General features: G+C 65.3%; 15 protein-coding genes. 3 read left to right on the forward strand and 12 right to left on the reverse strand.

Annotated features, from left to right (window positions below; translation table 11 throughout):
• Positions 1-13 precede the first annotated feature (13 nt).
• Genes BKM74_RS02560 through trpB form a run of 4 tightly spaced genes read right to left on the reverse strand, consistent with a single transcriptional unit; the run spans position 14 to position 4,341 of the window.
• The gene (locus tag BKM74_RS02560) at positions 14-1,312 is read right to left on the reverse strand and encodes a bifunctional folylpolyglutamate synthase/dihydrofolate synthase (protein WP_086464111.1); all 1,299 of its coding nucleotides are present in this window, start codon (positions 1,310-1,312) and stop codon (positions 14-16) included.
• 41 nt (positions 1,313-1,353) lie between these two features.
• Positions 1,354-2,247, reverse strand: a complete 894-nt coding sequence (accD, locus tag BKM74_RS02565) for an acetyl-CoA carboxylase, carboxyltransferase subunit beta (RefSeq protein WP_086464112.1) — start codon at positions 2,245-2,247, stop codon at positions 1,354-1,356.
• A 14-nt stretch (positions 2,248-2,261) separates the two neighbouring features.
• Positions 2,262-3,104, reverse strand: a complete 843-nt coding sequence (trpA, locus tag BKM74_RS02570; RefSeq protein WP_086464113.1) for a tryptophan synthase subunit alpha — start codon at positions 3,102-3,104, stop codon at positions 2,262-2,264.
• Between the two features lie 13 nt (positions 3,105-3,117).
• Positions 3,118-4,341: a tryptophan synthase subunit beta gene (gene trpB, locus BKM74_RS02575; RefSeq protein ID WP_086464114.1), complete on the reverse strand. Its 1,224-nt coding sequence runs from the start codon at positions 4,339-4,341 to the stop codon at positions 3,118-3,120.
• Positions 4,342-4,461: 120 nt separating this feature from the next.
• On the opposite strand from trpB, the gene BKM74_RS02580 reads away from it, so the two are divergent.
• Both BKM74_RS02580 and BKM74_RS02585 read left to right on the forward strand, forming a co-directional pair.
• Entirely contained in the window at positions 4,462-4,650 is a 189-nt protein-coding gene (locus BKM74_RS02580) for a type II toxin-antitoxin system HicA family toxin (protein WP_086464115.1), read from the forward strand.
• Positions 4,647-5,048, forward strand: a complete 402-nt coding sequence (locus BKM74_RS02585; protein WP_086464116.1) for a type II toxin-antitoxin system HicB family antitoxin — start codon at positions 4,647-4,649, stop codon at positions 5,046-5,048. Before BKM74_RS02580 ends, BKM74_RS02585 begins: the two co-directional genes overlap by 4 nt.
• On the opposite strand, the gene BKM74_RS02590 is transcribed toward BKM74_RS02585, so the two are convergent.
• The 8 genes from BKM74_RS02590 to BKM74_RS02625 form a co-directional block, all read right to left on the reverse strand.
• Positions 5,045-5,689, reverse strand: coding sequence for a phosphoribosylanthranilate isomerase (locus tag BKM74_RS02590; RefSeq protein ID WP_086464117.1), 645 nt, complete (start codon positions 5,687-5,689; stop codon positions 5,045-5,047). The genes BKM74_RS02585 and BKM74_RS02590 overlap by 4 nt on opposite strands.
• 1 nt (position 5,690) lies before the next feature.
• Positions 5,691-6,422, reverse strand: coding sequence for an orotidine-5'-phosphate decarboxylase (gene pyrF, locus BKM74_RS02595; protein ID WP_086464118.1), 732 nt, complete (start codon positions 6,420-6,422; stop codon positions 5,691-5,693).
• 14 nt (positions 6,423-6,436) lie between these two features.
• On the reverse strand, positions 6,437-7,378 hold the full coding sequence (lhpI, locus tag BKM74_RS02600; protein ID WP_086464119.1) for a bifunctional Delta(1)-pyrroline-2-carboxylate/Delta(1)-piperideine-2-carboxylate reductase: 942 nt from the start codon (positions 7,376-7,378) through the stop codon (positions 6,437-6,439).
• 13 nt (positions 7,379-7,391) lie between these two features.
• On the reverse strand, positions 7,392-7,781 hold the full coding sequence (locus BKM74_RS02605) for a LapA family protein (RefSeq protein ID WP_086464120.1): 390 nt from the start codon (positions 7,779-7,781) through the stop codon (positions 7,392-7,394).
• A 59-nt stretch (positions 7,782-7,840) separates the two neighbouring features.
• The gene (locus BKM74_RS02610; protein ID WP_086464121.1) at positions 7,841-9,019 is read right to left on the reverse strand and encodes a pentapeptide repeat-containing protein; all 1,179 of its coding nucleotides are present in this window, start codon (positions 9,017-9,019) and stop codon (positions 7,841-7,843) included.
• A gap of 34 nt (positions 9,020-9,053) precedes the next feature.
• Positions 9,054-9,524, reverse strand: a complete 471-nt coding sequence (locus BKM74_RS02615; protein WP_176342348.1) for a PAS domain-containing protein — start codon at positions 9,522-9,524, stop codon at positions 9,054-9,056.
• Between the two features lie 34 nt (positions 9,525-9,558).
• On the reverse strand, positions 9,559-10,800 hold the full coding sequence (locus tag BKM74_RS02620) for an SAM-dependent methyltransferase (protein WP_086464123.1): 1,242 nt from the start codon (positions 10,798-10,800) through the stop codon (positions 9,559-9,561).
• 180 nt (positions 10,801-10,980) lie between these two features.
• The gene (locus tag BKM74_RS02625) at positions 10,981-11,514 is read right to left on the reverse strand and encodes a hypothetical protein (RefSeq protein ID WP_086464124.1); all 534 of its coding nucleotides are present in this window, start codon (positions 11,512-11,514) and stop codon (positions 10,981-10,983) included.
• Between the two features lie 201 nt (positions 11,515-11,715).
• On the opposite strand from BKM74_RS02625, the gene BKM74_RS02630 reads away from it, so the two are divergent.
• Positions 11,716-12,732 (forward strand): TAXI family TRAP transporter solute-binding subunit, encoded by a 1,017-nt coding sequence (locus BKM74_RS02630; protein WP_245825760.1) that lies wholly within the window; start codon positions 11,716-11,718, stop codon positions 12,730-12,732.
• Positions 12,733-12,839: the final 107 nt, after the last annotated feature.

Here is a 12,839-nt window from a genome sequence, read left to right on the forward strand (position 1 = left end):
CTCGGATGAAGCCTCAGCCATTCTCCGCCAGCACATGGCCGGCGAGGTAGAGCGAGCCGCAGATCAGCAGCCGCGCCGGCTGTCCGTCCGCGCGCAGGATATCGGCGACGGCCCCGGCGACGCTATCTGCCGGTTCTGCCGCCAGACCGGCTTCGCGCGCCATCGTCGCGGTCTGTTCGGCGGTCAGCGAATGCGCCTCGCCCGGGATCGCCACCGTCCGCACCCTGCCGGCGACACCGGCGAAGGCCGCCAGATAATCCTGCGGCGCCTTGGTGTCCAGCATGCCGAAGACGAGATGCAGCGGCTTGTCCGCCCACAGCGTGCGGGCGGTCGCGGCCAGCACCGTGCCGGCATCCGCATTGTGGCCGCCATCCAGCCACAGCTCCCAGCCCGGCGGCAGCGCCTCCACCAGCGGGCCGCGCGTCAGGCGCTGCATCCGCGCCGGCCAGCGCGCGGTCTGCAACCCCCTGGCGATATCCGCCTCGGTTACCGGCAGCCGGTCCGTCGCGGCCTCGACCGTGGCGATGGCGGCGCCGGCATTGTCGATCTGGTGCAGGCCCGGCAGCACCGGCAGCGGCAGGCGGCGGGTGCCCAGAGCGCTCTCGTAAAGGAGGGCGCCGTTTTCGGCCTTTGCGCGCCATTCGGCGCCGCCCCGGCTCACCGGCGCGCCGACCGTCGCGGCATAGGCATCCAGCACGCCGGGCACTTCCGCGAAGCGCTGCGGCGCGTGGATCGCCGGCACGCCCGGCTTCATGATCGCCGCCTTCTCGCCCGCGATGGCCTGGATCGTGTCGCCCAGATACTGCATGTGATCCATCGAGATCGAGGTGATGACAGTGGCCAGCGGGCGCTCCACCACATTGGTGGCGTCCAGCCTTCCGCCCAGGCCGGTCTCCAGGATCAGCACATCGGCAGGGGTGCGGGAGAAGGCGAGGAAGGCCGCCGCCGTGGTGATCTCGAACAGGGTGATGGGCGAATCGCCATTGGCGCGCTCGCATTCTTCCAGAATGGCGGCGAGCGTCGCATCGGCGATCTCCGCCCCGGCGACATGGAAGCGCTCGTTGAAGCGCACCAGATGCGGGGAGGTGTAGGCGTGGACCTTGTAGCCCGCCGCCTCGTAGATCGCGCGCAGATAGGCCAGCGTGGAGCCCTTGCCATTGGTGCCGGCGATATGGATGACCGGCGGCAGCGTGCGTTCGGGATGGCCGAGCGCTTCCAGCAGCCGGTGCATCCGGTCCAGCGACAGGTCGATCAGCTTCGGATGCAGCTTCTGCAGCCGCTCCAGGATCGTCTCGGGGGCCGCCGGCGCCAAACCTGTTGCCACCTTGGGTCGCCCTTTCCTGATTTCGGAACTTACCGGCTGGCGTTTTGAGTGGGCGGAGCGATGCGCGGCGTCGGCCGCTTGTTGCGCAGCAGGCCGAGCACGCGGACCAGCGTGTCGCGCATCTCCTTGCGCGGCACCACCATATCGACCATGCCATGTTCCTGCAGATATTCGGCGCGCTGGAAGCCGTCGGGCAGCTGCTCGCGGATGGTCTCGGCGATGACGCGGGCACCGGCGAAGCCGATGACGGCACCCGGCTCGGCGATGTGGATATCGCCCAGCATGGCGAAGGAGGCGGTGACGCCGCCGGTCGTCGGGTCGGTCAGCAGCACGATGTAGGGCAGGCCCTTTTCCTTCACCATCTCGACCGCGATGATCGAGCGCGGCATCTGCATCAGCGACAGGATGCCTTCCTGCATGCGCGCCCCGCCGGAGGCCGGGATCGCCAGCAGCGTCGCTTCCTCGGCCACGGCCAGCCGACCGGCGGCGACCAGCGCCTCGCCCACGGCGATGCCCATGGAGCCGCCCATGAAGCTGAAATCGAACGCGGCGATGACGGTCTTGTGCCCGCCGATGGTGCCATGCGCGACGATGATGGCGTCCTGCCGGCCGGTCTTGGCCTGGGCTTCCTTCATGCGGTCGGAATAGCGCTTGCGGTCGCGGAACTTCAGCGGATCGAGCGGCGGTTTCGGCAGATCGATGGTCTTATAGGCGCCCTCGTCGAACAGCATCTTCAGCCGCGCCACAACCTCCAGACGCATGTGATGACCGCAATGCGGGCAGACGCGGGAATTCTCGTCGAGTTCGCGCTGGAAGATCATCTGCCCGCAGCTGGGGCATTTCTCCCACAGATTGTCCGGTACCTCGGTCTTCTGCACCAGGGCACGAATCTTCGGGCGAACGAAATTATTCAGCCAATCCATCGGTCGTTCCTGCCTTATGCAGCGGTGCGGGCCGCGCGCACGCCACCCGCCAGTTTCGCGACGAAGCCCAGCGCCGCCTCGACCAGTCCCGGCTTCGCCTTGCCGGCCTCGTCCAGATTGCCGGCGATGATATCGACCAGCGCGGTACCGACCACGGCGGCGTCGGCAACGGCGGCAACCGCGCCGGCCTGCTCCGGTGTCTTGATGCCGAAGCCGACCGCGACCGGCAGGTCGGTGTGGCTTTTCAGCCGGGCGACTGCCTGGGCGACATGCTGGCTGTCCACGGCCTGGGTGCCGGTGACGCCGGTGAAGGAGACGTAATAGACGAAGCCCGACGTGTTGGACAGCACCTTGGGCAGGCGCCTGTCATTGGTGGTCGGCGTCGCCAGCCGGATGAAGGCGATGTCGGCTTCCAGCGCCGGCAGGCACAGCTCGGCATCTTCCTCGGGCGGCAGATCGACGATGATCAGCCCGTCCACCCCGGCGCTCTTCGCATCCTTCAGGAAGCGCTCCACGCCGTAGATATAAATCGGGTTATAATAGCCCATCAGGATGATCGGCGTATCGCTGTCGCCGGACCGGAAGGCGCGCACCGCGTCGATGGTCTTGGTCAGCGTCATGCCGGCCTTCAGCGCCCTCAGCGAAGCGGCCTGGATCGACGGACCATCGGCCATCGGGTCGGAGAACGGCATGCCGATCTCGATCAGATCGGCGCCGGCGCCAGGCAACCCTTTGAGGATAGCCTGCGCGGTCACCGGGTCGGGATCGCCGCCGGTGACGAAGGTGACCAGGCCGCCGCGGCCTTCGGCCTTCAGGGCGGCGAAGCGACGGGCAATGCGGGAATCGGATTCGCTCATCACAGCTTGCCCTTTACAGCTTGCCACGGGCTTTGAGGTGCTTCAGCACGGCGGCCAGATCCTTGTCGCCGCGGCCGCAGAGATTCATCACCATCAGATGGTCCTTCGGCAGGGTCGGCGCCAGCTTGCCGACATAGGCCAGCGCGTGGCTCGGCTCCAGCGCCGGGATGATGCCTTCCATCTGTGCGCACAGCTTGAAGGAATCCAGCGCCTCCTCGTCGGTGGCGCTGACATAGCTCACGCGGCCGGTTTCGTGCAGCCAGGAATGTTCCGGCCCGATGCCGGGATAGTCGAGGCCGGCGCTGATCGAGTGGGCGTCGGTGATCTGCCCGTCCTCGTTCTGCAGCAGGTAGGTGCGGTTGCCATGCAGCACGCCCGGCCGTCCGCCGGTCAGCGAGGCGGCATGCTTGCCGGTATCGAGGCCGAGACCGGCGGCCTCCACCCCGTACATCTTCACCGACGGATCGTCTAGGAAGGGATGGAACAGGCCGATGGCGTTGGAGCCGCCGCCGATGCAGGCAACCAGGCTGTCGGGCAGGCGGCCCTCGGCCTCCATCATCTGCTCGCGCGTTTCGGTGCCGATCACCGACTGGAAGTCGCGCACCATGGCGGGGTAGGGGTGCGGGCCGGCAACCGTGCCGATGATGTAGAAATGCGTCTCCGCCTTGGCCACCCAGTAGCGCAGCGCCTCGTTCATCGCATCCTTCAGCGTCGATGTGCCGGAGGTGACGGGCACCACCTCGGCGCCCAGCAGGCGCATGCGCTCGACATTGGGCTGCTGGCGCTCGATATCCTCGGCGCCCATGAAGACCTTGCAGTTCATGCCGAACAGCGCGCAGACCGTGGCGGTGGCCACGCCATGCTGGCCGGCGCCGGTCTCGGCGATGATCTCTGTCTTGCCCATGCGCTTGGCGACCAGCGCCTGGCCCAGGCAATTGTTGATCTTGTGCGCGCCGGTGTGATTCAACTCGTCGCGCTTGAAGTACAGCTTGGCCCCACCGAAATGCGCCGTCAGCCGCTCCGCGAAATAGAGCGGCGAGGGCCGGCCGACATAATGTTTCAGGTAATAATCGAACTCCGCCTTGAAGTCCGGGTCCGCCTTCGCCGCCTTGTAGGCCGCCTCGACCTCCAGGACCAACGGCATCAGCGTCTCGGCGACGAAGCGTCCGCCGAAGATGCCGAAATGCCCGGATTCGTCCGGTCCGGCACGATAGGTATTGGGGATGGAACTGGCCATCGTCACTACGCCATTCGTCAGGGGTTCATGAGACGCCGCATAATGCAGACCTTGCCGCTTCTGTGCAAGGCGGGCGGCGGGGCTTGATTGTATGGACACATTCAGTAAGTATAAGTGTGTATGAATAGCCGCGAGATCATACACCGGCTGGAGCGGGAAGGCTGGAGGGAAGTGGCACGCAAGGGAAGCCACGTCCAGTTCAAGCATCCCGTCAGGCCGGGTCGGGTGACGGTGCCGCATCCGAAGAAGGATATACCGGCCGGCACCTTGCGCAGCATCGAGCGGCAATCGGGACTGAAACTGACATGACCCTGTCTTATATCGCCTTGATCCATAAGGAGGCCGGCAGCGATTTCGGCGTCTCCTTTCCCGATTTCCCCGGTTGCATCAGCGCCGGTGCAACATTGGAAGAAGCGCGCGCCATGGCGGATGAGGCGCTGGCCCTGCACATAGAAGGCATGCTGGAGGATATGCAGGAACTGCCCGCCCCATCCAGCCTGGATGCCATTATGGCCGATCCGGAAAACCGTGACGGGGTGGCAATCCTGGTGCCGGCACCGCCAGGCAGCGCGCGGGCGGTGCGGGTAAACATCACCTTGCCGGAAGATTTGCTGTCCGCCATCGACCGCCATGCGGCGAATTCAGGCCTCAGCCGCTCCGGCTTTCTGGCCTCGGCGGCGAAGCAGGCGCTGCGGAAGGCCGGCTAGGCCGCCTTCGCCGCTTTCAGGAAGGCCTGGATCAGCGGGATCGACTTGCGGCCCGGCGCATCCTCCACGCCGGAGGAGACGTCCACGCCCGGCGCACCGCTGGTGCGGATCGCCTCGGCGACATTATCCGGCGTCAGCCCGCCGGCCAGCAGCCAGGGCTTGCCGAAATGCGCGCCTGCGAGCAGCTGCCAGTCGAAGCGCAGCGCATTGCCGCCGGGCAGTGCGCCCGTCATCTCCTTCGGCGGTTTCGCGTCGAACATCAGCATGTCGACGACCGGCTCATAATCGCTGGCCTTGGCCACATCTTCCGCGCCGGCCACGGACAGCACCTTCATCACCGGCACGCCGAAGCGGCTGCGGACATCGGCCACGCGCGCCGGCGTTTCGTGCCCGTGCAGCTGCAGCAGGCCAGGCCGCATGGTTGAAAGGATGATCTCCAGCAACGCGTCATCGGCATCGACGGTCAGCGCCACGGTGCGGACACTGGCGGGCACCGGCTTCGTCAGCTCGGCGGCCTGTTCGGGGGTCACGTTGCGCGGCGAGCGCGGGTAGAAGACGAAACCCAGGAAATCCGCCCCGCCCGCGATGGCGGCGGCAACGCTCTCCGGTGTCGAGAGGCCGCAGATCTTGACCAGCGCCATGTCAGAGGTCCGCGATCTCGGCGGCGATGCGGGCGACGGCCCCGGCGGGATCGGCAGCGCCGGTGATCGGCCGGCCGATGACGAGGTAATCGGCACCGGCGCGGATCGCGTCAGCCGGGGTCATGATACGCTTCTGGTCACCGGTCTCGCTCCAGGCCGGGCGGATGCCGGGCACGATCAGCTTGAAGTCGCGGCCGCAGGCGGCGCGCACGGCGGCGATCTCTCGGGCCGAGCAGACGATGCCGTCGAGGCCGCAATCCTTTGTCAGCCGGGCGAGCCTGACCACTTGCTCCACCGCCGGCCCCTGCTGGCCGACGGCGGCGAGGTCGCCATCGTCCAGGCTGGTCAGCACGGTGACGGCGATCACCAGCGGCTTCTTGATGCCGGCGGCATGCGCGGCCGATTCGGCGGCGTCGCGCGCGGCCTCCATCATCGCCCGCCCGCCGCTGGCATGGACGTTCAGCATGAAGGGCTGGCAGGTACCGGTGGCGGCGCGCACCGCGCCGGCGACCGTGTTCGGAATGTCGTGATATTTCAGATCGAGGAAGATCGGGTGGCCGGCCTCGGCCACCTTGCGCACCCCGGCCGGGCCGTGGGCGTTCACGAACTCAAGGCCGAGCTTCACGCCGCCAAGCCCCGGCCCCAGCCGCCTGGCAAGTCCCGCGGCATGGTCGAGGTCAGTGGTGTCGATCGCGCAGAAGACGGGGGAGAGGGCGGCGTTCGTGTCGGTCATGACGGGCTTATAACCTATGCGCGGCTGTAGGCCAATTGCGCCGCAGCAAGGTCTTCCAGCGCGGTACCAACCGACTTGAAGAAGGTGATCTCCTCCGCGGTCTCGCGGCCTGTCGCGGTGCCGCGCGTCAGATCGTAGAGATCGCCCTGGATGGCTTCCGGCGTCAGCGCGCCGGCCTTTACCGCCAGCACGATGTCGCCGGCCTCCTTCAAGGCGCCCTCACGGGTATCGACGAACACGCGGGCGCGGCGGACCGCCTCGTCGTCGCTCTCGCGCATTTCCGGCGTAAAGGCACCGACGAGGTCCAGATGCGCACCGGGCTTCAGCCAAGCGCCCTTGACCAGCGGCTGCTTCGACAGGGTCGCGCAGGAAATCAGGTCGGCGGTGCGCGCCACCGCTTCCAGATCGCTGGCGGCGGTCACGTTGCGCCCGGTCTCGGCGGCCATCTTGTCCGCCAGCGCCTGGGATTTCGTCTTGTCGCGTGCCCAGATCGCGATCTCACGCAAGGACGGGCGCACGGCCAGATGCGCGCGGATCAGCTGCGGCGCCAGCGCGCCGGCGCCGACCATCAGCATCGTCGCTGCATCCTCGCGGGCGAGGTAGGAGGCGGCCAGCGCCGAGGCGGCGGCGGTGCGCCGCGCGGTCAGGGTCTGTCCGTCGATCATCGCCAGCACCTCGCCGGTGTCGCCGGACAGCAGCAGATACTGGCCCATGATGGCGGGCAGGCCCTTCTCGCCATTCGACGGAAAGACGGTAACCATCTTGATGCCGATATAGCCGCCGGGCGTCCAGGCCGGCATCAGCAGCAGCGTCGCCTCGGCCTTGCCGGGCACCTCGACGCCGTGATGATGGCGCAGCGGCACCGTGCAGCCCTCGCGGAACATGGTGCGCAACGCCTCGATCAGGGCGTCGAAGGGAAGCGCCCTGACGGCGCTGTCGGCGTCGATAATCCGCATGGTCAGAGTCGCTTCAATGCGTGGTTGGCGTGGTGAAGGCGGTTTGCGCCGGCTTTCCGGAGGCGGGCAGGTTGGGAACACCGTCCGGATCGACGGCGAGGCGCTTGTCGCGGCGCAGGCGGTTCAGCTCCTGCTCCTGCTGGTCGGCGACGCGGCGCAGGATGCGGATCTGCCGGCGGGCGCGCAGCACCTCGACCCACATGAAACCGGCACCGATCAGGAAGCCGATGAACAGCATGGCGAGGATGGTGACGAACAGCGGCAATGTCACCGCGTAGGGCAGCGGCCAGAGTGTGATCTCGACAGTTGCCCGGTTGGAGATGGCGAACAGGATCGCCAACAGCAGGAAGGGCAGCGTGATCAGCGCGGTGGCGATGCGGGCAATTCTGGAATGCTGGGCCATGCCCGCACTCCACACCGGCAGGCGGTCCGCGTCAAGGCTTCCCCGTCAAGATATTGACGTCAAGATTTGGTGGCGAGCTTGATGCCGAAATCGGCCAGCGCGGTCTTCTGCTCGTCGTCGAGCACGGCCTGGGTCAGGTCAGCACCTTCCAGAACAGTGGCGCGGCTGCGCCCCGTCGGCCGTCCGTCAGCGCCCATGATCGGCGCGGGGCCCAGCTTGGCGCCGGACAGGTCGGCATTGTTCAGTTTGGCGCCGGACAGATTGGCACCGGACAGATTGGCGCGCACCAGGCTGGCCTGCGCCAGATTGGCGCCGGACAGATCCGTCAGTACCAGCAGTGCGCCGTTAAGCAGGGCGCTTTGCAGATTCGCCGCGCGCAGGCTGGCGCCCGACAGGTTGAAGCCGCGCAGATCGGCATCAGCGAGATCGGCGCCATCCAGTTCCGCGCGTTCGCCGCGCTGGCCCTGGCTGCTGACCCAGCGGTCATGATCGAAGAGCTGGCGGTGCAGCTCGATGTCGAAACCGTCCAGCGGCGGCGCGAAATTGGCGCCTTCGGTATCGGCCCCGTCCAGCACGCCGTCGGTGAGTGTCACGCCGACCATCCGGGCGCGCTTCAGATTGGCGCCGTTGAAATGGGCATTGCTGAGATTGGCGCCGTTCAGCAGGGCCTCGCTGAGGTTGGCGGCGCCGAAATCGGCCTCGGTCAGGTCGGTGTTGCGCATATTGGCACCGGCCAGGCTGGCATTGCGCAGCACGGTTCCGACCAGCATCGCGCCGGTCAGGTCGGCCTGGTCCAGATTGGCGCCGGACAGGTCGGCGCCGGACAGGTTGGTGAGGCGCAGCATTGCCCCTTCGAAACCGGGCGAGGACATGGAGGCCGTGCCGTGCGCGCCGCGCAGATCGGCACCATTCAGATCACTGTCCCGGAAGCTGGCGCCGGACAGGTTCGCATCCACCAGACTGGCCTTGCGCAAGGACGCCTTGTCCAGCGTCGCCGCGGTGAGGTCCGCCCCGGTCAGGTCGGCGCCTTCAAGATTGGCGCCGGTCAGGCGGATGCCCTGCAGGCCCGCGCCGCACAGCTGGCATTTCCGCAGGTCCTGGCCGGACAGGTCGAGGCCGAACAGGCTGACATTGGAAAAATTAGCCGGCACGGCATCATCCGCGCCAGCAAGCCAGCGCCGGTGCGCTTCCAGCTCAGCGAAGATGTGTTCGCGCGATTTGTAGGAATGCAAGGCCATGACGCAGTTTAAAACAGGAAGGGTTAAGCGTCTGTTAATCCAGACTCGTGCTGTGATATTCCGGCGCCGCCATTTCACGGTAGAAGCCGATCAGCAGCATCCGCACCTCGTTTTCCTCGCCCAGGGGCAGGACGAGGCGATGATAATAGCCGACATTGCGATCGTTCGGATGGAAGCGGTGGCTTTCATAAACCGGCTGCCGGTCGGCGAGGATGCGGTTGTAGCTCGCAATGGCGGGGTTGCGCAGCGCGGTGATGTTGTCCTCGTCAATATAGCGACCGGTCAGGTCCGCGCCGCGAATGGTGCAGACATTGGTGCCATAGAGCCGGAAGCGGAAGCGGACCTGCGCGCCGCGCTCCACATCGACCAGAATCAGATTCGGCAGGAGGGCGGGAATATCAACCGGGTCGAGATCCGCGCGTGCCGGCATGAGGCGGTCGCCGCGCCTGCCATCCCAATAATCGTAGAGCTGGCGTAGCTTGCCATGGTCGATCTTATCCCGCACGGATGCCCCTTCTTCTATGAACGGGGCGGCCGTATCAGGACACACGCATCCTTTGCCTGGTCTGCCACCCGGCATCGTGAGCCGCCTCGAACTCGTGAATATAGTCGCGCGTTATCGGCAGCGCTTCCATCGATTTCGCGAGCTGTATCTGGAAGACCATCAGCTCCTTGCGGCGGAAGCCGAGTTCGCAGGCGGTGAGATAAAAGTCCCACATGCGGCAGAAACGTTCGTCATAGATCTCCCGCACCTTGTCGAGATTGCGGTGGAAATTCCGGCGCCAGGCCAGCAGCGTCTCGGCATAGTGCAGCCGCAGGATCTCGATATCGGTGATCAGCAGGTTGCACTCTTCGATCGGCCCGGTGATTTCCGAGAGCGTCGGAATGTAGGAGCCGGGGAAGATATATTTGCGCATCCAGGCATTCACCGGCCCCGGCTGGTCGAAGCGGCCGATGGAATGGATGACCGCCACCCCATCCTCGGCGAGCAGCTCCTTCACCTTGGAGAAGAAGGCGCGGTAGTGATGCCTGCCGACATGCTCCAGCATCCCGACCGAGACGATACGGTCGTAACAGCCGGTTTCGTTGCGATAATCGCGCAAGTGAAAGCCGACGCGGTCGGCCACATCCTGGTTCTGCGCCCGTTCGTTGGAAACCTTGTGCTGCTCTTCCGACAGGGTGATGCCGGTCACCGACACGTTTGCCGCCTCCGCCAGCGTTAGGCCCAGTCCGCCCCAGCCGGAACCGATATCCAGCACCTTCTGGCCGGGTTGCAGCGACAGTTTCGCCGCCAGATGCAGTTTCTTGCGGCGCTGTGCGGTTTCCAGATCGTCTGACGGGTCGGCAAAATAGGCGCAGGAATATTGCTGGTCACTGTCGAGGAACAGGCTGAACAGCCGCCCGTCGAGATCGTAATGATGCGCCACGCGCTGTTTTGCCCGCGGTATCGGATTATAGTCGGCGAAGCGCGCCACGACGTTGCGGATGCGCGACAGCCAGCGCAGCACCCCGTCATCATAGGCGAGCCGCAGATTCTGCACGCCGATATCGATGAAGTCGAAGAGGGTGCCCTCCTCGATCACCAGCTTGCCGTCCATATAGGCCTCGCCCACAGCAAGCTGCGGGGCCAGCATGACCTTCCAGTGCATGTGGGGATCGGTGATCCGGATCGTCACCTTCGGACTGTCCGAGGCCTTGTAGTGGCGGCGGCGCCCCTTGGCGTCGATGATCGTCAGGTCACCGACCTTGATAAGTCTTTCAAAGAGTTTGTTTGCCAGCATCGTTCGTGATCCTCACGTCTGCTTCTGGCTCATCCCTTCATTAAATCGTAATAGACAGATAAGAGGTTCCGCAAGTCCGGATAATGGATGTCGCGCGCAAGGCCGGTATTCATTTGCCGCCATTCAGGCCGGGGCAGGGGCTGGGCGGGGAGGTGCAGGGGAGGATTCTGAACCCGGGCGCTAATGCTTGGGGATTTCTAACGGCTCGAAGTTCCGCATCGGCGGCGTGCGGCGCACGATTTCCTCCAGAACAGCCTCCAGCGCCTTCACATCGCGCTCCAGTCGGGCGTCGGGTTTCTTGTCGGGGGACTTCTCGGCATCGCGTTCCAGCAGCTCGCCAAGCAGCTGGCGGTCCTCGTCGCAGCGCTCATGGCCGCCCAGATAGATCAGGTCGCGGCGCAGCATCAGGCCGTAGAAGGTGCGGGCGACTTCCATCGCGGCCCGGCTGACACGGCGTTCCAGCCCGTCAATATGTTCCAGAAGCTGGTCGCGCTCGACGGCGCCCATCTGCAGGTTCAGCAATTTGCCGCGGGCGAAGGCCGCCAGCACGAGAAAGGATTTCACTTCCTCGAAGAAGCCGCGATAGCGCGTGAAGGAAAAGTGCGAGACCTGCCGCCGCGTGACGGCGCAACGGCGCAGCATGGCCTTCGCCTCGCGTTCGAAGGACTGCAGCAATTCGACCGTCATCTGCTGTTCAGGGCTGGGCTTGGCCATTAGAGCGCTCGCATATTGAGCCATCCGATATATACTGGTCCTACCTGATACCAACAGGGCCTATTTGACAGGATGGCGAAGGGATTTAGATAAGGGGATTCAAACCCACCCGCAACTTTTCCGTGCCGCATCGTTGGCCGCGGTCAGGTTGAAGGGGCCTTTCCCATCCGGAATGGCACAAACAACAGGAGGCAACGTTTGATGATGAAAATCGGTTTCAAGACTCTGGCCGCGGTTGCGGCGATTGCGAGCGTGACGGCGGCATTGCCTGCCAAGGCGCAGGATGCCCGCTCCTACGTGCTCGCCACGGCGACCACCGGCGGCACCTATTATCCGGTCGGCGTGGCGCTGGCGACGCTGGTGAAGGTGAAGCTGGAGCCGAAGATGAAGATCGGCGTGTCGGCGATCAGCTCCGCCGGCTCCGGCGAGAATGTGAAGATGCTGCGTGAGAAGCAGGCGGACTTCGCCATCCTGCAGGGGCTGTTCGGCCTCTATGCCAAGGAAGGCAGCGGCTCCATCGCGCAGGATGGTCCGCAAAAGAACATCCGCTCAATCACCATGCTGTGGCCGAATGTCGAGCATTATGTCATGGCGGCCTCCGAGGTGAAGACCGGCACCGCTGCCGATCTGATGGGGCTGAAGGGCAAGAAATTCTCGATCGGCGCGCGCAACAGCGGCACCGAACATTCCAACCGCTTCATCCTGACGAATCTCGGCATCGATCCCGAAAGCCTGGATCTGGTGTTCCAGGGCTATGGTCCGACCGCCGATTCGCTTCAGAACGGCGCCATCGTCGGCGCCGGCATTCCGGGTGGCCCGCCGGTTTCCGTCATCACCCGCATTGCCGCCCAGATGGGCGACAAGGTGAAGGTGCTGCAGTTCACCGACGAGGAAGCCAAGAAGGCCGATGCCGGCCGCGGGCTTTATTACCAGTACACCATTCCGGCCGGCACCTATCCGGACCAGGACAAGGAATGGAAGACCATCGCCCAGCCGAACTTCCTGAGTGTGAATGACAGCGTTCCGGAAGAGGATGTCTATCAGATCACCAAGACGATCTATGAGAACCTGCCCTTCCTGAACAACATCCATGCCGCGACCAAGGCGATGTCGCTGGAACAGGCCATGTCGGGCCTGCCGATGCCGCTGCATCCGGGTGCCGCGCGCTTCTACAAGGAAAAGGGGCTGACCGTTCCGGCGTCGCTGATGGCGAACTGATCCGGTTCCAGTCTCTAATGGATATCGGCGCGGGGCGAGTGATCGTCCCGCGCCGGACCATTTCCGTCCGGGCTATTCTATGTCCCAGACCATTCCCCGTTCTTGTC

Origin of the sequence: Oceanibaculum nanhaiense (assembly GCF_002148795.1) — a bacterium.
Taxonomy (GTDB): Bacteria; Pseudomonadota; Alphaproteobacteria; order Oceanibaculales; family Oceanibaculaceae; genus Oceanibaculum; species Oceanibaculum nanhaiense.

Bases quoted from the DNA above. Each gene is read 5' to 3' on its own strand.
- accD (WP_086464112.1), bottom strand. From the start codon at position 2,247: ATGGATTGGCTGAATAATTTCGTTCGCCCGAAGATTCGTGCCCTGGTG.
- trpA (WP_086464113.1), bottom strand. From the start codon at position 3,104: ATGAGCGAATCCGATTCCCGCATTGCCCGTCGCTTCGCCGCCCTGAAG.
- trpB (WP_086464114.1), bottom strand. From the start codon at position 4,341: ATGGCCAGTTCCATCCCCAATACCTATCGTGCCGGACCGGACGAATCC.
- BKM74_RS02580 (WP_086464115.1), top strand. From the start codon at position 4,462: ATGAATAGCCGCGAGATCATACACCGGCTGGAGCGGGAAGGCTGGAGG.
- BKM74_RS02585 (WP_086464116.1), top strand. From the start codon at position 4,647: ATGACCCTGTCTTATATCGCCTTGATCCATAAGGAGGCCGGCAGCGAT.
- BKM74_RS02590 (WP_086464117.1), bottom strand. From the start codon at position 5,689: ATGGCGCTGGTCAAGATCTGCGGCCTCTCGACACCGGAGAGCGTTGCC.
- pyrF (WP_086464118.1), bottom strand. From the start codon at position 6,422: ATGACCGACACGAACGCCGCCCTCTCCCCCGTCTTCTGCGCGATCGAC.
- lhpI (WP_086464119.1), bottom strand. From the start codon at position 7,378: ATGCGGATTATCGACGCCGACAGCGCCGTCAGGGCGCTTCCCTTCGAC.
- BKM74_RS02605 (WP_086464120.1), bottom strand. From the start codon at position 7,781: ATGGCCCAGCATTCCAGAATTGCCCGCATCGCCACCGCGCTGATCACG.
- BKM74_RS02610 (WP_086464121.1), bottom strand. From the start codon at position 9,019: ATGGCCTTGCATTCCTACAAATCGCGCGAACACATCTTCGCTGAGCTG.
- BKM74_RS02620 (WP_086464123.1), bottom strand. From the start codon at position 10,800: ATGCTGGCAAACAAACTCTTTGAAAGACTTATCAAGGTCGGTGACCTG.
- BKM74_RS02625 (WP_086464124.1), bottom strand. From the start codon at position 11,514: ATGGCCAAGCCCAGCCCTGAACAGCAGATGACGGTCGAATTGCTGCAG.
- BKM74_RS02630 (WP_245825760.1), top strand. From the start codon at position 11,716: ATGATGAAAATCGGTTTCAAGACTCTGGCCGCGGTTGCGGCGATTGCG.